Genomic DNA, 15,710 nt, shown 5'->3' with positions numbered 1-15,710 from the left:
GGATGTAATCTGACTGTTACTGTACTTGGGTCACAGCTTTCTGGTATTTGTCTTGACCATCGAATAGGTAAAGGTTCTGTGCATTTGGCTAAATAGATTTGTTTGTCTTTAAATTTAAAAGCAGATTTGGTAAATTCGGCACTTCCTCCCTGATGTTTTTTCTTAAAGTTAGGATACTTAGTACGACCAGCAAAGAAATTAGTAAAAGCTGTTTGTAGGTGTCTTAACCCTTGTTGTAAAGGTACACAGCTAACTTCATTGAGAAAGTTTAATTCTTCTTGTTTTTTCCACTCGGTTAGCATTGAAGAAGTTTGAGCGTAGCCTACTCTTTCTTGTCTTTCATACCAAGCTTGTGTTCTGACATGGAGAGCTTTGTTGTAAACTAATCTTACACAGCCCAATGTGCGCCGCAATAGCGACTCTTGTTTTGGTGTGGGGTAAAATCGGTAAGAATAGGCTTTTTCCATGTCTCACATTTTAGCATATATCGTGTAAATGTGCTAATATTTGACGGTAAAGCCGTCGTAGAACGACGGGGTTTCAGACCCAAAATTTTCGATGATCATCGCAGGAGAAAGAAGCGGAGTCGGTAAAACTACGATTACTCTGGCAATCTTGGCCTATTTAATCAGTCGTGGCGATCGAGTGCAATCTTTTAAAGTCGGGCCCGATTATATCGATCCCATGTTCCATACTCATTTTACTGGTCGCCCCTGTCGCAATCTCGATCCGGTTTTAACTTCTGAAGACTATGTAAAAACCTGTTTTGCCCAACATTGTCAAAATGTCGATTATGCTCTGATTGAAGGGGTAATGGGGCTATTTGATGGTATTCAATTAAGCGATACTCAATTTCCCGATTATGCCAGCACCGCCCATATTGCCCGTATTTTAGGGCTTCCTCTGCTGTTGGTTATCGATTGTAGTCGTTTATCTACCTCTGTCGCCGCTATTGTCCGCGGTTATCAATCTTTAGACAAAAATCTCCATCTGGCCGGCGTTATCCTCAATCGGGTTGGTAGCGATCGCCACCTGCAATTACTGCAAACCGTCCTAGAATCCATCAATATGCCCATTGTCGGGGTTTTGCGTCGTCAAGATTCCCTGACAATTCCCGAGCGCCATCTAGGATTAGTTCCCAGGGATGAACTAGGAGAAATCAGGCAACTGCAAGATCAACTGGCTTCTATTGCCCAAAACTGCTTTAATTGGGACATTCTCTTGCCTTTACTGACTATTTCTCCCCAAGAGAACCCGAAAAATCCCCCAAGAGCAAATAAGCTTTTTCCCCCTATCCGTATCGGTATTGCCAGAGATAAGGCTTTTAACTTTTATTACCCCGATAATCTCGATATTTTAGCCAATTTAGGCGCGGAATTAATCTTTTGGAGTCCCCTGCAAGGAGCAAATTTGCCCGAAAACCTGCAAGGATTGTACTTTGGTGGCGGTTTTCCCGAAATCTTTGCCCCGGAATTAGCCGCTAACACCCCCGTCTTAACTCAGGTGAGAAAAGCGATCGCATCTGGAATGCCCACCTACGCCGAATGTGGCGGATTAATGTATTTATGTGACAAAATAGTTGATTTTGAGCAAAAAAATCATTTTATGTTGCAAATAATCCCCCAATCTGCTATAATGTCTCCGAAGTTAACCCTAGGTTATCGACAAGCCATCGCCCAACAGGAGACGATCCTGCTCAAAGCAGGTCAACCAGTGCGCGGGCATGAATTCCATCGCTCCCAATTAAGCGGGGTGAGCGACGCACCGATTTATCAACTGCAAGCATTCCCCAAAAGTGACATCAATGGCGAAGGGTGGCAAGGTAAGAATCTGCACGCTTCCTATCTCCACCTACATTTTGGGGCTAATCTGGGCCTGCCAAAAAAATTCTTAGCTGCCGGCCTTGATTTTTTCCGAACAGCTGCGTTAAGCTGATTACAGACAAATTTGATAATCAATCCGTTAAGGGATACAGGAGGTGATGTCGATGGTAGAAAGTAGTAAAAGCATGGGTCTCCTAATCGACAATAGCCGGCTGTGCGCCGGGGCTGTTCTCTAGACCCCCACGTCTAAACAAGATTTAGACTAGCTGGAGTTCCTTCCGGCAGTCTGGTGTCGATTCCGATGACCCGCTACACCGCCCTTACCGAGCAATTGGTGAGGGCGGATAGTTTTTCAGGGTTTCTCGTCATCTCTTCACTTTAACTCTACGGGCGCAAACTAACCCAGCGCCGCTTCTGGTTGGGGGACACCGTTTTAACGCCTGTCACCGAGATAATATCATTGGCCAAATTGTCCGCCATCATGGGAATTAATCGATTTATATTATTTCTATAAGCTTTTGTCCAGAATTCGGAGAGTTTCTCTCGCGCCTCCTCATTGACGTAGATAGTTTTATCTGGCGTAATCAATACCATTGCCACGTGACCGGAGTTTTCCGTGATGGCAAAGACAAACTGATCCCGGTCGGACTTGAGGCCTTTGTACCAGTAGTCTAGGTGTTCTTCTAATTCGTATTCATAAAGAGCGCGTTCCATCTTGCCATCTTCTAGCAAGGCTTTACGCAGTGTATTGGCTATCTTTCTTTTTTTCATGGTTTTGTCTCTGTTTTTATCGGCGTTAAGTTTTGCCCATTAGACATCACTCCATATTAAGAGTGCCACTACAGAAATCATCAATTAACCTGACGACAACTCAGTTCAGTCGTCGTTATCAAAATTACAGAACCTTGCCCGACTCGTCTAAATGAGGCTGTTATTTGAGATTAAGTCTTCTCTCTGTAAGGATTTTAACCTACTTTAGTTTTTGTTTAAGTACCGTTAGGATCAACAGGGTGGCCACTTTGTCAACTGGTCAAGGGAAAAAAAATGAGATCGCATCTTTCCCTAAGTAATTAAATTGTGTATAATGGCAAAAGAATAGAAAGGCTATATGCGTCGTCAAACTGTGTAGTCAACCTATAAGGTGTGAGGAAAAAACCATCATGTTAAGAATGTTCTGGAAATCATTGCTGGTTAGCCCAGCGATTTTAGGGGCTACCCTAGTAGCTTCCGCTAATGCTAGTAGCTTCGATCCCGTCAAATCTACCAGTGTTTCTACCGAATTTAACAATCTAGAAATCGCTCAAGTTCAGAACACCGGTGCAGGAACTGGCGAACTACTCAATCAGATCGAACAGTACGGTAACGAAGGACAGTCCGTACCCGTGGAAGGCAATACCATCGATCAAGTCACCAGCGTTAACCAACTGCGGGATGTTTCCCCCACCGCTTGGGCCTATGAAGCCCTAAGAAGCCTTGTGGAGCGCTATGGTTGTATTGTTGGTTATCCCGATCGCACCTTCCGGGGTGACCGAGCTTTAACCCGTTGGGAGTTTGCGGCTGGTTTAAACGCTTGCTTAAACGTGATGGAACGTTTAATTCAAGATGGTGTCAACGTCCTCAAGGAAGACTTAGACGCTCTCAAGCGCTTGATGGACGAGTTCCAAGCTGAATTAGCAGCCTTGGGAGCTAGAGTTGATAACTTAGAAAGCCGGGTGTCTTTCCTCGAAAATAATCAATTCTCCACCACCACCAAATTAGCTGGGGAAGTCATCTTCGCTGTCACCGATACGGTTGGTGCTGGTAGCCCCGCATCCCAGGCCGCCATGCAATACCGCGCTCGTTTAGTTTTAAACACGAGCTTCACCGGTCAGGACGTACTGAAAACTCGTTTAGTGGCGGGTAGTGCCACTCCCTTCGGATTTGATTACAAATCGACCACCACACTACAAAATGGTGATCCCGCTTCCGTCAGATTCGATAATCTGCAAAGCCCTTCCCTATTCCAAACTTGGACCGCTACGGGTAACGGTAGCGATGTGGTTCTCGACTGGTTGGCCTACTACACCCCGATTGACTTAGGTTATTTTGGTCGCTTCAATACCTATGTTGCCGCTTGGGGCGGTATTTGGAATGACTTCGTTCCCACCACTAATCCCTTCTTTGAAGACTTCGACGGTGGTAATGGTGCGCTATCTACCTTCGCTTCTGAAAACCCCATCTATCGTATCGGTGGTGGTTCTGGGGCTGGTGTTAGCCTACAGTTAGGCTTCCTCCAAAGCATTGTCGGTCCGACCTCCCTATCCTTGGGTTACTTAGCCGGTGGTGGTGGCTCTAGTTCTGCGGCCAATCCTAACCCGGGTAATGGTCTCTTTAACGGAGATTACGCCGCTTTAGCACAGATTAACGCTAACCTCTTTAACTTCCTCAACGTCGGCTTCACCTACGTTAATGCCTACCAAGGTGCCGATACCGCCATCTTCGGTAACGGTGGTTCCTTCGGTGTGACGGGAAGTTCCGCCGCTAACCTTTCCCAAACTCAGTTAAATACCCTGCTCAACGTCAACGGCAACCCTCCTGGAGACGTAACCCTACAGGATGAAGTCGGTTTCTTCAACTTCGGAGCCAAAGTATCCAATAGCTACGGTTTAACCGGTGCGGTAGATATTGGTTTCGCCAGCTTGAGTGCCTTCGGTTCCTACTCCACCGTGCGCTTACTCGGTCTCGGTGATGCGGAAGTGTGGACCTACGGTGCTGGTATTGCCTTCCCCGACTTAGGTAAAGAAGGAAATATCTTGGGTCTGTTTGCTGGTGCGCAGCCCTACATTGGTCACTTAAGCTTCCGGGAAATAGGTCTGAAAGTATCTAACATTGTTCCCTACCACGTTGAATTGTTCTACAAGTACCAAGTCACCGACAATATTTCTATCACCCCCGGTGTCATCTGGATTTCTGCACCTGAACAGTTCAAAGGCACTGGTAACGAGTGGATTGGCACCCTTCGCGGAACCTTTACCTTCTAGGATTTCCTAAATTAAACCCGAAACCCCACCCATGGTGGGGTTTTGTTTTAGGCAAATAAGGGACTTCCAGAGAATAAAATACCCAACAAAAAAATAGAATAGAAAAGTGTTTTTTTGAAAAAGTAATTATTTTTGTCTAGGAAAACAAAGAGTCTTCCATTACAACCTATTTTTCCGAAAAAATAGGCAGCATAAACTTTTATACTTCCGAGCTTTTTCGAGTATAAAAAGGACAAGTTAAAGAATCAAAGACAGTTTTTAGCCAACCATCTTAGTTAAATACAAACCAGGTCTTATCATAATAGATATCAATAAACCATTGGCCCAAATTGGGAAAGTCTTGATTCGTTAATTCTGGGAGACGTTCGATTTTTTCTTCAATTTTTTCCCTGGCTTTTTTAGCAAGCTTTACTCCTTTTTGTAAATTTCATTAATCAACTTAACAATCGGGTGTTTTCCTTTTCAAGTCATAGTTTGGGCGAATTTCAAGGCTGTTTCGATTTCATCTAAAATACTCCCATTCCAATGGTTTTCTAGCCCAATTCTAAGACTGTTTGTGCCATGAATCTTCTTTTAGTTACATCTTTTAATTGAAGTGCAGTTTCACTGAGCAATTTCTTGAGGGAATCAGTTAATTCCATATACACTTCAAAGGAAAAACTTGATTAATAATGTACAGGATTAATTCTACTACAAAATCGGGAAGGAGGGGGCAATCATCGACCCCTCCCTCTCACACTCCGAGAATGAATAGTTTATTTTTTGGAAGTCCCTTAACTGGTTACTTTTGACTTGATTGCGGGCCGATTTGGGGCAAATGCAAAGCCGGATCCTGCGCTGTCCAACCGACGGGAGTATCTAAGCGCACCTCAAAATGAAGATGGGGGGGAATAATATCTGGTTGTCCGGTGGTGCCAACCGCACCGATAACGTCTCCTGCTCGTACCCTTTGGTCAATTTTAACTGTAACCCTGCTTAAATGGGCATAACGGGTCTGCCGGCGACCTAAATGATTAATTACTACCAAATTACCATAGGCCCCCTCCTGACCCACATAAATCACTAGACCATCCTCGGCGGCTAGAACTGGTGTACCAACATCTGCGAGAAGATCAATACCACTATGAAAGAGATTTTTCTGTTCCGTGGGGCTTTTTTGCCAACCGTAGGCTAATCCGACAGTGCTGGCCAAGGGTAAGGGATAAGAACTTAATCCAGTATAGTCCGAGCGCTTGCCGGCGGCGGACCAATTGGTGCCGGGGATAAAAACTATTGTCGGCCGGCGACCACAACCGTTAAGCTCAAAGAGTATATCGGCACGAATACCATAGGCCGCTTCTAAATCGCGCCAAGTGGAACCCTTGGGTGCTTCGATGCGAATGCCGTTCATCGGGGGAATGAAGATTTCTTTCCCCACCGGGGCCAAACCATTTTTGAGAATAGTCGGATTGAGTTTAATTATCGTTGCCGGGATGAGAGCGTATTTTTCGGCGATGGAGGCGATCGTTTCTCCCGCTTGGATTTTATGGCGTTGTAACCTTGATAAAATCGGCAGGGGACAAACATTATCAGACCCTTGGGCAAAAATTAATTTTTGATTTAAGCCCAAAAAACCTAGACAAAAAAACAAAATTGTGCTGGTCAAACTTAGCCAACTTTTCTCACTTCTGATTCTCCGACCCATGACCATAAAAAAAGCGATCTCTATAATTACAAAACCCGGAGAATACTGGGAATACTGTCAATAGCTTCTAAAGAGTCTATTGCCACTAAAGCATTGCGGAAATTGCCCTCGCGTACATCGTGGGTGACAACGACAATTTCGGCTAAATCACCCCTAATCCCAATTTGTACCACGGATTCTAGACTAACCCCATGGTCGCCGAAAGCCATACCTAAATGACCGATTACCCCCGGCACATCGCGACAGAGAAAACGAGCATAAAAACGGGTCGATAACGACTCCATGGGGGCGATTTGACAATAATGCTGGTGAATACAGCTTAAAAGCGGGTCAAGTTCCTTGGTTTTGCCACTACTTTTTAAAATTCCGACGATATTCATCACATCCGATACTACTGCACTGGCCGTCGGTCCGCCACCCGCACCCGGCCCATAAAACATCACTTGTCCCAAGGGTTCCCCCTCGACCAGAATAGCGTTATAGACTCCGTTAGCATTAGCGAGGGGATGGATTTTCGGTACTAGGGTCGGATGAACCCGCAACTCTAGAGTATCGGAATCTTCCTTAACCGTATCTTTCGCAATCGCTAATAATTTAATCACAAATCCCAGTCTATCAGCGTAGGCGATATCGACGGCGCTAACTTGCCGGATACCTTCACAGTAAACATCTTCTCGTTTTACCCGACCTCCAAAACCCAGAGAGGCTAAAATAGCGATTTTATCGGCTGCATCGAATCCATCCACGTCCGCAGTGGGATCCGCTTCCGCATAGCCTAATTCCTGAGCTTTGGCCAGAACTTCGCTAAAATCTGCCCCTTTTTGGCTCATTTCCGTGAGAATATAGTTAGTTGTGCCGTTGACAATTCCCATGATGCTGCTGATGCGATTAGCGCCGAGGGATTGTTTCAAGGGTTTAATGACGGGAATTCCACCACCCACGGCCGCTTCTAGGAGGACATAAACCCCCTTTTCGTTAGCTTTGGCGTAGATTTCATCACCAAAACGGGCAATAACCGCCTTATTTGCCGTAACAACGTGCTTTCCCGATGCGATTGCCTTGAGAATTAAAGAGCGTGCTGGTTCCAAACCCCCCAATAATTCGACAATAATATCAATTTCGGGGTCAGTAACGATCGATTCTAGGTCAGTGGTCAAAAGATGGGGAGAAAGCTCGATTTCTCTCGGTTTATCTAGGGTTCTAACTCCCACTCGTCCAATGGTAATCTCTTTGAGTACGGGATGACGACCAAAAGGATCGAGGAGGATTTTCGCTGTTCCCGTCCCCACAACCCCGAAACCGAGTAAACCAATCTTAAAGGTCACGCTTTTATCTCCTGCTAGTCCGACGCAAAAAATACTAATGGCCAAGCTGTCGCCATTGTCGATTCTATCATTACAAGGTCTTTGTCTGTGGGGTGTGCTTTTCCTTGCGTTCAAAGCCTGAGGATGATCAATGTGCAGTATTTTTGTATTAAAATCAAGCCAATCTCGATCGCATTTAAACGCTTACCCTGTAATTGTGATTGATTTTATTGACCGATATAGATATTCGGCAATGTGAGTAACATTTTTGATCATAACTCTAATTTATGATGACAATAATTCTCTATCTAGTTGATATTTTTGAACAAATCAATCGACTCTCTCTGAGCAAAGAGCTATGTTAGCATGATTAGTTAGGGTAATTTGAATCAACTGCACGAGCAACTAAGTTATCCAGCCCCAATTACCATACCAAAGAAATAGAATTGATAAAAAATAGGTAAAGAAGAATAACAGAAATCCATAAAAATAACGATTTTTTTGGCTCCAATATCCAAGAATAATAAATATTGGAAATATTGTCATCATATACCTCATCATTGATTCTGTTATTCCTGTACTTAAAGGTAAAAAAATGCTCAGAAAGGCAAAAATCAATAGGGAAATATTGAGAGGCTTTTTAACGATAGAGAATAGCAAGATACCTAAAAAAAAGGAGCTAAAAAAAGTATTGAAGAATCGAATTGCATTAATAGGATCTTTGGGAAACATAAAATTGATGTTCTTCCAGTAGTTTATTAGAGTAATTAAAGGAAATACTCTTTCACCTCTACTCCATAAAACTTGAGTTTTAACAAATGCCAAAGGTTCGTTGAATTTCCAAGCTAAAAATACCATATAAGCGATTAACCCACAGGGTATTAATAGGAGGAAAATACTTTCTCTCTTGGGCGGTTCTTTTTTCTTTAAATATTTCCAGAGTAATTCGATAGCAAAAGCCAGAAAAATTATTACTCCTGTGACTCTAGTTAAACTGGCAAAAAATCCAAAAAATCCAGACCAAAAGTATTTCTTATTCAGAAAGAAATAAAAACAAGCAGCGGTGGTTAGCAAATATAAACTTTCTGTATAAAAACAGCTATAAAAAAAGGAAGTAGGAAAAACCAACATAAGAATTAAAACTTTTTCACAGCCTCTTTTATTCAGATAAATATTACTGATTTTATAAACAAAAAATAAGGCAAGTATTAGACATAAATTAGAAAGTAAAAGACCAGAAATAGGCACACTTAAGGAAGTTAAAGATACAATTGCTTTGACTAAAATAGGATAGAGAGGAAAAAAAGCAACGTTCGATTGTTTTTCGGGATTGTATGAATATCCTGTTTGAATAATTTCGTTATACCAAGTGCTATCCCAACGAAAGAAAGAATCCAAATAATGATTATCGGGAAACATATGCCAAAAAGATTCTTGAGGAGATGAAGATTCATTCATCTGACTAAAACTGAGTCCGATTAGGTGCATCAGTAAAAGTGTTCCTCTCCAAATGATGAAGATTTTTAATATATACAAGAAAAGCTTTCTTGATTGACTAAAGTTGCTAGTTTCGGCCTTTAATTCCATCTTATTGATTTCTCCTAAAAAAATTTTATGGTTGAGTTTGAATTAGGAAATAAACAAATATGCCCAGTTTTAAGTCCGGGGTTTTCCCGAACCTTACCATAGGGAAACAAAAGTAAATTATCTTAGTAAATAGTTGAGTCTGATTGCTCCTAACCGCATCTTTCTGTGAACTGGATTCTAAGATTGAAGGGGGAACAATATTGTTCCCTAGATTTTTCTTGATGCTATTTTTACCGAGTAATAACAGAGGAGAGATGAAACCCCTCTATCAAAAATCTAGGTGACAGTAAGGACGAACTATCGAGAAAATTACCGAAAATTAAGATAAAACGGGGATGAACTAGGAAATTTTCAGCCCGCGAATCGCATAATCTAATAATTCGATAGGATGAATAACGGGTGTATCTTTTCCCTGTAATTGTAGATGTTTTTTAATTTGTAGGGAACAACCCGGATTAGGAGAAGCAATCACCGCAGCCCCAGTATTTAATAAATTGCGTACTTTCTGCTGACCTAATTCATCGGCAGTATCTGGCTGTAGCATATTATAAACTCCGGCACTACCACAACACAGGGCCGCATCGATAGGTTCTTTTAAGTTAATATTGGGGATTTTTTGCAATAATTGCCGTGGCTGCACCGAGATTTTTTGTCCGTGTAAAAGATGACAGGCATCTTGATAAACTAGGGTTAATTCTGTTTCGGTAATCGGCGATAAATTAGCAGTTAATCCCACTGCTGCCAAAAATTCTTGGGCATCGCGTACTTTAGCCACAAACTCCTTAGCCTTATCTTTATATTCAGGATCATCGGCTAAAATATGATGATATTCCTTGAGAGTATGACCACAACCCGCCGCATTGATAATAATATAATCAACCCCAGTTTCTGCGAAACTATCGATCATTTGTCTGGCTAAACTTTGTGCTTGTTTTTCCTGTCCTTGATGTGCGGGTAAAGCGGCACAACAACCCTGGGTTTTTGGGATAACCACTTCACAACCATTGGCAGTTAAAACCCGCACTGTCGCTTCATTTACTGGCGAGAAAAAGAGGCGCTGCACACAACCTAAAACTACTCCCACCCGATAGCGTTTTTCAGTTTGGGAGGGAATAACATCGGCATAGTTTTTAAACAGAGAATTTAGAGTAATTTTGGGTAAAATTGATTCCATGGCCGCTAGACGAGGAAATAGCATTTTTAAGATACCCGATTTCCTGACTAGGGTTTGTAATCCTAGGGTTTGATATAACCAGAGGAAAGGTAAAAATAATTTGAGACGGACGGGATAGGGAAAGAGATTAAAAATGAGAAAACGAATAATTTTATCTTTAAAACTGCGGGGTTGATTGCGTTCCACCTGCGGACGAACTGCGGCGATTAATTGATCGTATTGTACTCCCGATGGACAGGTACTAACACAGGCTAAACAGCCTAAACAAGTATCAAAATGTTGGCTAGTGGTTTCGTCTAAAACCGCTTCCCCTTTATTGATGGCATTCATCAGATAAATTCTGCCCCGGGGGGAGTCCATTTCTTTGCCAATGACTCGATAACTGGGACAGGTAGATAGACAAAAACCACAGTGAACACAACTATCGATTAATTCTTGGGCAGGGGGATTCTTGGGGTCAAATCCTTGATTTTTTTGGTCGATTAATTCTTGAAAGTTAAGGGAAGATTCGGAGGTTTGCATAATTTTTAATTAGATTTTGTTAAGAAAGCGTTCAGGACTAAAAATACCGTGAGGATCGAATTTAGTTTTTAGGGTTTTCATCATGGTAATCGCGTTACCTGTATAACCCCAAGGTTCAATTTTTTCTTTTAGGGATGGGGGTGCGGTTAACACCGTTAAATAACCGTGATTGGCACTGCATAAAGAGCGAATTTTGTCAAGATTTTCCTCCGATTTTAAGATAACTTTACCCACGCCGCTACTAATATTAATCGAGGCTAGTCCGTTAATTTGGTCGATCACTAGATCTAAATTGCTAGGTAATAATCCTATTTTGCCGAAAAAAATGCCCTCTTGATCATAATTATCGATTGTTTTTCGGTATCTTTGCCCTAGAGAAACTTCTTCCTCATCCCGATAATAATTAGTCTGACAATCTAACTGTTGCCCTAAATAACTCACCTGTTGCGATTGTTCGCTAATACTTTCGGGAATGCTTTGAAAACGCAGCAGTAAAGCGACTTTTTCCTCTAATCCTAGTGCTTGCGTCATCCCTGGGTTTAAACATTCAGCCACGGTGGGAGTTAGGGACGATTGCCGAATAACTTGACTCAATTTGCTAATATTTTCGCTATTTCCAGTGATTATCAGGGTTTCTGAGTTAGGGGTTTCGGGATACAGTCGCAGGGTAATTTGATCGATAATCCCCAAAGTGCCGTAGGAACCCGTAAATAGCTTCATCATGTCGTATCCCGCCACATTCTTGACCACACGCCCTCCAGCTTTAGCAATCTCGCCATCGTGACGGATAAAGGAGAATCCTAGGATCAGATCCCGGACTCCACCGTATCTTTGCCGCCATGTTCCCGCGTCGGCCGTGGCCATAATACCGCCAATCGTGGCATTAGCGGCGTAACTGGGATCAAGAGGAATAAATTGACCGCTAGGAGCCAAAAAAGCCTGTAAATCCGCTAGTTTAAGCCCAGATTCCACGGTTATAGTTAAATCTCCCCTAGCATGGTCAATAATCCGGTTGAGATTTTGGGTACTGACTAAAATATCGGGTGACTGGACTAATCCACCCCAATCTAATTTACTGCCTTGACCGTAGGCCAGTAAAGACAGACGATTTTCGTTGGCAAAACGCACCAGAGAGGCTAAAGCGGCCGTATTAGCGGGATAGACTATAATTTCAGGACTTTTGCCCCTAATTGCCCTTGATAATCTTTCTTGTTCCTCTTTTGGCACTTGTGGCCAAGCTATAACCGTCGTGTCGGCGGGTAAAATAGAAGTTATCTGAACAGCGATCGCAGTCATATTTGAGAAAAGAATTGAGGAGTGAGGAGTCAGGACTTACCGGCCGCTAATGGCGAAGAATGGGGTTAATGCTAGGGCTAATCAGTAATTTTGGGCCTCTATTAGTTAGATTACCTTAGTTTGCCTCTCCATCTCCGATGTCGGGCAATTCCAGCCATACTGAGGCACAAAGAAGCTAATAACTAACTGCTGAATTAGCCATACACTCGTGCCATAATGTTAGATTACCTCGATCAGTAAGCCAAGAAGTAATGAGTGTAAATTGGACGAATAGCCGCGCCAAGCGATTAAGTGCCTTACCCCCCTACGTTTTCGCCCGCTTGGATGAATTAAAAGCCTTAGCCCGCAAAGAAGGACTAGATTTAATCGATTTAGGTATGGGCAACCCGGACGGTCCTGCCCCGCGTCCAGTTATCGAAGCGGCCATTCAAGCTTTTGAAACCCCCCAATTTCACGGTTATCCCCCCTTTGAAGGAACCGCCAGTTTCCGAGAAGCGATCGCTAAATGGTATGATCGCTCTTATGGTGTGCAACTCAATCCCGATAACGAAGCTTTACCCTTGCTAGGTTCCAAAGAGGGCCTATCTCACCTGGCTTTGGCTTATGTTAACCCCGGGGATGTGGTCTTGGTTCCCAGTCCCGCCTATCCCGCCCATTTTCGCGGTCCTTTGATTGCTGGGGCGACGCTATACCCGATCATTTTAAAAGCGGAACAGGATTGGCTGATAGATATCGATTCTATCCCCGAAGATGTGGCTAAACAGGCGAAAATCCTCTATTTTAACTATCCCAGTAACCCCACCGCCGCCGTTGCCCCTCGGGAATTTTTTGAAAAAATCGTTGCTTGGGCCCAGCAATATGAGATTATGCTCGTCCACGATCTCTGTTATGCTGAATTAAGTTTTGATGGTTATCAGCCCACCAGTTTATTAGAAATTCCGGGGGCAAAAGAGATTAGTGTGGAATTTCATACCCTCTCGAAAACCTATAATATGGCCGGGTGGCGCGTCGGTTTTGTCGTGGGCAATTCCGATATTATTCAAGGGTTACGCACCCTGAAAACTAATCTCGATTATGGCATCTTTTCCGTCATCCAAAAAGCGGCCGAAACCGCCCTACAACTGCCCGATGAATACGTCAAACAAGTACAGGAAAGATACCGACAGCGACGAGATTTTTTAATCAAAGGTTTGGGACAATTAGGTTGGGATATTCCCCCCTCTAAGGCGACAATGTATCTCTGGGTCCCCTGTAGCGTCGGTATGACTTCCACGGATTTTGCCCTCAGTGTTTTGCAAAAAACCGGTGTCGTTGTCACTCCGGGCAATGCTTTTGGGGAGGGAGGGGAAGGTTATGTGCGCGTCAGTTTAATCGCCGATATCCCGCGATTAGGGGAAGCCTTACAGCGCCTCGAAGATGCGGGAATTCGCTATCAGTAAGGAGAGTTTTGGGTGCATTTCATTTTTGTAAATCTACCAATTGGGATTTTTACGGGGAAACTCTCGGCTAAAATCGGGCATCATACTAAATCCGTTGAGTATAGGCTACTTATAAAGAGAGGCACTCATGCAAGAGGCACTGATGCAAAACGGAGAATAAATAATCAGTTTTTAATAACAGGATTTAGTATTACTTCCGATTTTATCACTCAATCCAAGCTTTTGGGGGGTTCTACCCCCCAAACCCCCCGTTGGGGACGCAAGCGCCGTCCCCAAACCCCTCGCGCATTAGTTTTTCGGTGGGATGCTTACACGCAGCTGCTGATACATTTGTAATCATCTAAGAGTCACTGATAATTGCTGATTGTCGGTATTCCTGCATAAGTGAGATGCACCCAGAATTTTTCCCCTTGATTTACCCGCCAAATCCCTCTAGGCACTGGCTAAAATTGTATGATGGAATTTTATCGCGGTAGCTTGCCACTTCCATGACCTACAGCTTAAGAATTGCCGATATTCCCGTCAGTGAAAGACCGAGGGAACGTTTAATCAGTGTCGGGGCGAAAAACCTCAGCAACGCCGAATTATTAGCGATTTTACTGGCTACAGGTCAAGGTAAGGGGAAACTCTCGGCGGTGGGTTTAGGACAGCATATTCTCAATGAATTGAGTAAATATCGCCGGGATCCTTTGGACGTTTTGAGGGATATTCAGCCCCAAGAATTAACCGCTATTCATGGCATTGGACCGGCTAAGGCTACTACTATTCTAGCGGCGATCGAATTGGGAAAACGAGCTTTTCAACGACGACCGACGGAAAAAATGGTTATCGATAGTCCCGATACCGCTGCCGCTATCCTTGGACACGAACTAATGTATCAGTCTCAGGAACGTTTCGCCGTTATTTTACTCGATGTCAAAAATCAGTTAATCGCACTAAAAGTGATTACTATCGGCACAGCCACGGAAACACTGGTACATCCACGAGAAATATTTCGAGAAGTAGTGAAACAATCAGCTACTAAGTTAATTATCGCCCATAATCACCCCACTGGGTCACTTGTGCCTAGTCAAGACGATATTTTACTCACAGAACAATTATTACAGGGAGCTACCTATCTAGCCATTCCTCTCCTAGATCATTTGATCCTCGGTAATGGTAACTTTCAAAGTCTTCGCCAAATCACGGATCTTTGGGAAAAATATCCCCAAGAAGATTGACAGAAAAGACACTCGATCTTTGTAGTTTAATTTTTTAGCCGTTTCAATTGGGCGTTAATTTCCTCAAACATTATGCGATCGCTGTCAAGGATTGGGGAGAAAACCAAAAATTTTGGCCGCTCCTCCTAAAATAGCAACAACCAAAGCTATCAGAATCCCCCGACTGGTAAATTCCCGATCAGCGACTCTTGCAGTTAACCCTTTAATTTCTGCGGTTAGTCGCTCATCTAAACCAGGACTTGATCTTTCTCCTTTGCAAGGATCGGGATCGTCTCTCGTGTATCTGTTTGAAACTATCATTCCCTTTGCTGAGGTGACAGCCGTACCAGAAAGCAGCAGTCCGCTCGCTTTGGGATTGCTATCCTTGGGATTTGTCACTGTCAGCGCCGTCTCTTTTCCATTACCCAAGGGCAGCACTAACCATCGAGCCGACAGCAATCTTGCTCGAGGAGCGTACCTACTGTCCGGACTTCTTAACATTCAATTGATAATTTTTACTAATATATCTGGACTTCCCCGTTGACAAAAGGCCATAACCTGTGCTGTAGAAGGGATTAAGAGAATTTCCGCCGCCCCGTTACTGGGTACAAATCAGGGAAACTCCCAATAAATCTAACGCTTTTTGTTGCAGTTGGGTCGGT

General features: G+C 43.4%; 12 protein-coding genes and 1 pseudogene. 4 read left to right on the top strand and 9 right to left on the bottom strand.

The genetic code is table 11. From position 1 onward, the window contains the following. On the bottom strand, positions 1-467 hold a 467-nt coding region (locus tag IM507_RS11600; protein WP_287637054.1), incomplete at its 3' end, for an RNA-guided endonuclease InsQ/TnpB family protein. A 91-nt stretch (positions 468-558) separates the two neighbouring features. Here IM507_RS11600 and IM507_RS11595 point away from each other — a divergent pair. Further along, a complete protein-coding gene (locus IM507_RS11595) occupies positions 559-1,935 on the top strand; it encodes a cobyrinate a,c-diamide synthase (protein ID WP_069474436.1) in 1,377 nt (458 codons plus the stop codon). Positions 1,936-2,207: 272 nt separating this feature from the next. On the opposite strand, the gene IM507_RS11590 is transcribed toward IM507_RS11595, so the two are convergent. After that, on the bottom strand, positions 2,208-2,594 hold the full coding sequence (locus IM507_RS11590; protein ID WP_016517153.1) for a hypothetical protein: 387 nt from the start codon (positions 2,592-2,594) through the stop codon (positions 2,208-2,210). A gap of 389 nt (positions 2,595-2,983) precedes the next feature. Here IM507_RS11590 and IM507_RS11585 point away from each other — a divergent pair, with 389 nt between their 5' ends. Then, the gene (locus IM507_RS11585) at positions 2,984-4,843 is read left to right on the top strand and encodes an iron uptake porin (RefSeq protein WP_002733805.1); all 1,860 of its coding nucleotides are present in this window, start codon (positions 2,984-2,986) and stop codon (positions 4,841-4,843) included. 271 nt (positions 4,844-5,114) lie between these two features. Here IM507_RS11585 and IM507_RS11580 read toward each other — a convergent pair. The 6 genes and pseudogenes from IM507_RS11580 to IM507_RS11555 form a co-directional block, all read right to left on the bottom strand. Continuing rightward, a pseudogene (locus IM507_RS11580) lies at positions 5,115-5,380 on the bottom strand (ISAzo13-like element transposase-related protein); the annotation flags it as partial. Between the two features lie 244 nt (positions 5,381-5,624). Further along, complete coding sequence (locus IM507_RS11575) at positions 5,625-6,533, bottom strand: LysM peptidoglycan-binding domain-containing M23 family metallopeptidase (RefSeq protein ID WP_287637053.1); 909 nt, start codon at positions 6,531-6,533, stop codon at positions 5,625-5,627. Between the two features lie 20 nt (positions 6,534-6,553). Then, complete coding sequence (locus IM507_RS11570) at positions 6,554-7,852, bottom strand: homoserine dehydrogenase (protein WP_002731804.1); 1,299 nt, start codon at positions 7,850-7,852, stop codon at positions 6,554-6,556. Between the two features lie 384 nt (positions 7,853-8,236). Then, positions 8,237-9,418, bottom strand: a complete 1,182-nt coding sequence (locus IM507_RS11565; RefSeq protein WP_287637052.1) for a hypothetical protein — start codon at positions 9,416-9,418, stop codon at positions 8,237-8,239. Positions 9,419-9,758: 340 nt separating this feature from the next. Continuing rightward, positions 9,759-11,114, bottom strand: coding sequence for a (Fe-S)-binding protein (locus IM507_RS11560; RefSeq protein ID WP_123230612.1), 1,356 nt, complete (start codon positions 11,112-11,114; stop codon positions 9,759-9,761). A 9-nt stretch (positions 11,115-11,123) separates the two neighbouring features. After that, complete coding sequence (locus IM507_RS11555) at positions 11,124-12,410, bottom strand: FAD-binding oxidoreductase (RefSeq protein WP_002732156.1); 1,287 nt, start codon at positions 12,408-12,410, stop codon at positions 11,124-11,126. 251 nt (positions 12,411-12,661) lie between these two features. On the opposite strand from IM507_RS11555, the gene IM507_RS11550 reads away from it, so the two are divergent. Beyond that, positions 12,662-13,849, top strand: a complete 1,188-nt coding sequence (locus IM507_RS11550; protein WP_287637051.1) for an aspartate aminotransferase — start codon at positions 12,662-12,664, stop codon at positions 13,847-13,849. A gap of 488 nt (positions 13,850-14,337) precedes the next feature. After that, positions 14,338-15,069 carry a RadC family protein gene (gene radC, locus IM507_RS11545; RefSeq protein ID WP_002732646.1) on the top strand — a complete coding sequence of 244 codons (732 nt, stop codon included), beginning with the start codon at positions 14,338-14,340 and terminating at the stop codon, positions 15,067-15,069. An 84-nt stretch (positions 15,070-15,153) separates the two neighbouring features. Here radC and IM507_RS11540 read toward each other — a convergent pair whose 3' ends face one another. After that, positions 15,154-15,507: a hypothetical protein gene (locus tag IM507_RS11540; protein WP_306766085.1), complete on the bottom strand. Its 354-nt coding sequence runs from the start codon at positions 15,505-15,507 to the stop codon at positions 15,154-15,156. Positions 15,508-15,710 lie beyond the last annotated feature (203 nt).

Source organism: Microcystis sp. M20BS1, assembly GCF_020245305.1.
Lineage (GTDB): Bacteria > Cyanobacteriota > Cyanobacteriia > Cyanobacteriales > Microcystaceae > Microcystis > Microcystis ichthyoblabe_A.
Note: the sequence above shows the minus strand (reverse complement) of the source record. Positions and strands in the feature narration are given on the sequence as shown.

Excerpts from the sequence above, each read along its gene's own strand:
- IM507_RS11595 (WP_069474436.1), top strand. The coding sequence starts at position 559 with ATGATCATCGCAGGAGAAAGAAGCGGAGTCGGTAAAACTACGATTACT.
- IM507_RS11590 (WP_016517153.1), bottom strand. The coding sequence starts at position 2,594 with ATGAAAAAAAGAAAGATAGCCAATACACTGCGTAAAGCCTTGCTAGAA.
- IM507_RS11585 (WP_002733805.1), top strand. The coding sequence starts at position 2,984 with ATGTTAAGAATGTTCTGGAAATCATTGCTGGTTAGCCCAGCGATTTTA.
- IM507_RS11575 (WP_287637053.1), bottom strand. The coding sequence starts at position 6,533 with ATGGTCATGGGTCGGAGAATCAGAAGTGAGAAAAGTTGGCTAAGTTTG.
- IM507_RS11565 (WP_287637052.1), bottom strand. The coding sequence starts at position 9,418 with ATGGAATTAAAGGCCGAAACTAGCAACTTTAGTCAATCAAGAAAGCTT.
- IM507_RS11560 (WP_123230612.1), bottom strand. The coding sequence starts at position 11,114 with ATGCAAACCTCCGAATCTTCCCTTAACTTTCAAGAATTAATCGACCAA.
- IM507_RS11555 (WP_002732156.1), bottom strand. The coding sequence starts at position 12,410 with ATGACTGCGATCGCTGTTCAGATAACTTCTATTTTACCCGCCGACACG.
- IM507_RS11550 (WP_287637051.1), top strand. The coding sequence starts at position 12,662 with ATGAGTGTAAATTGGACGAATAGCCGCGCCAAGCGATTAAGTGCCTTA.
- radC (WP_002732646.1), top strand. The coding sequence starts at position 14,338 with ATGACCTACAGCTTAAGAATTGCCGATATTCCCGTCAGTGAAAGACCG.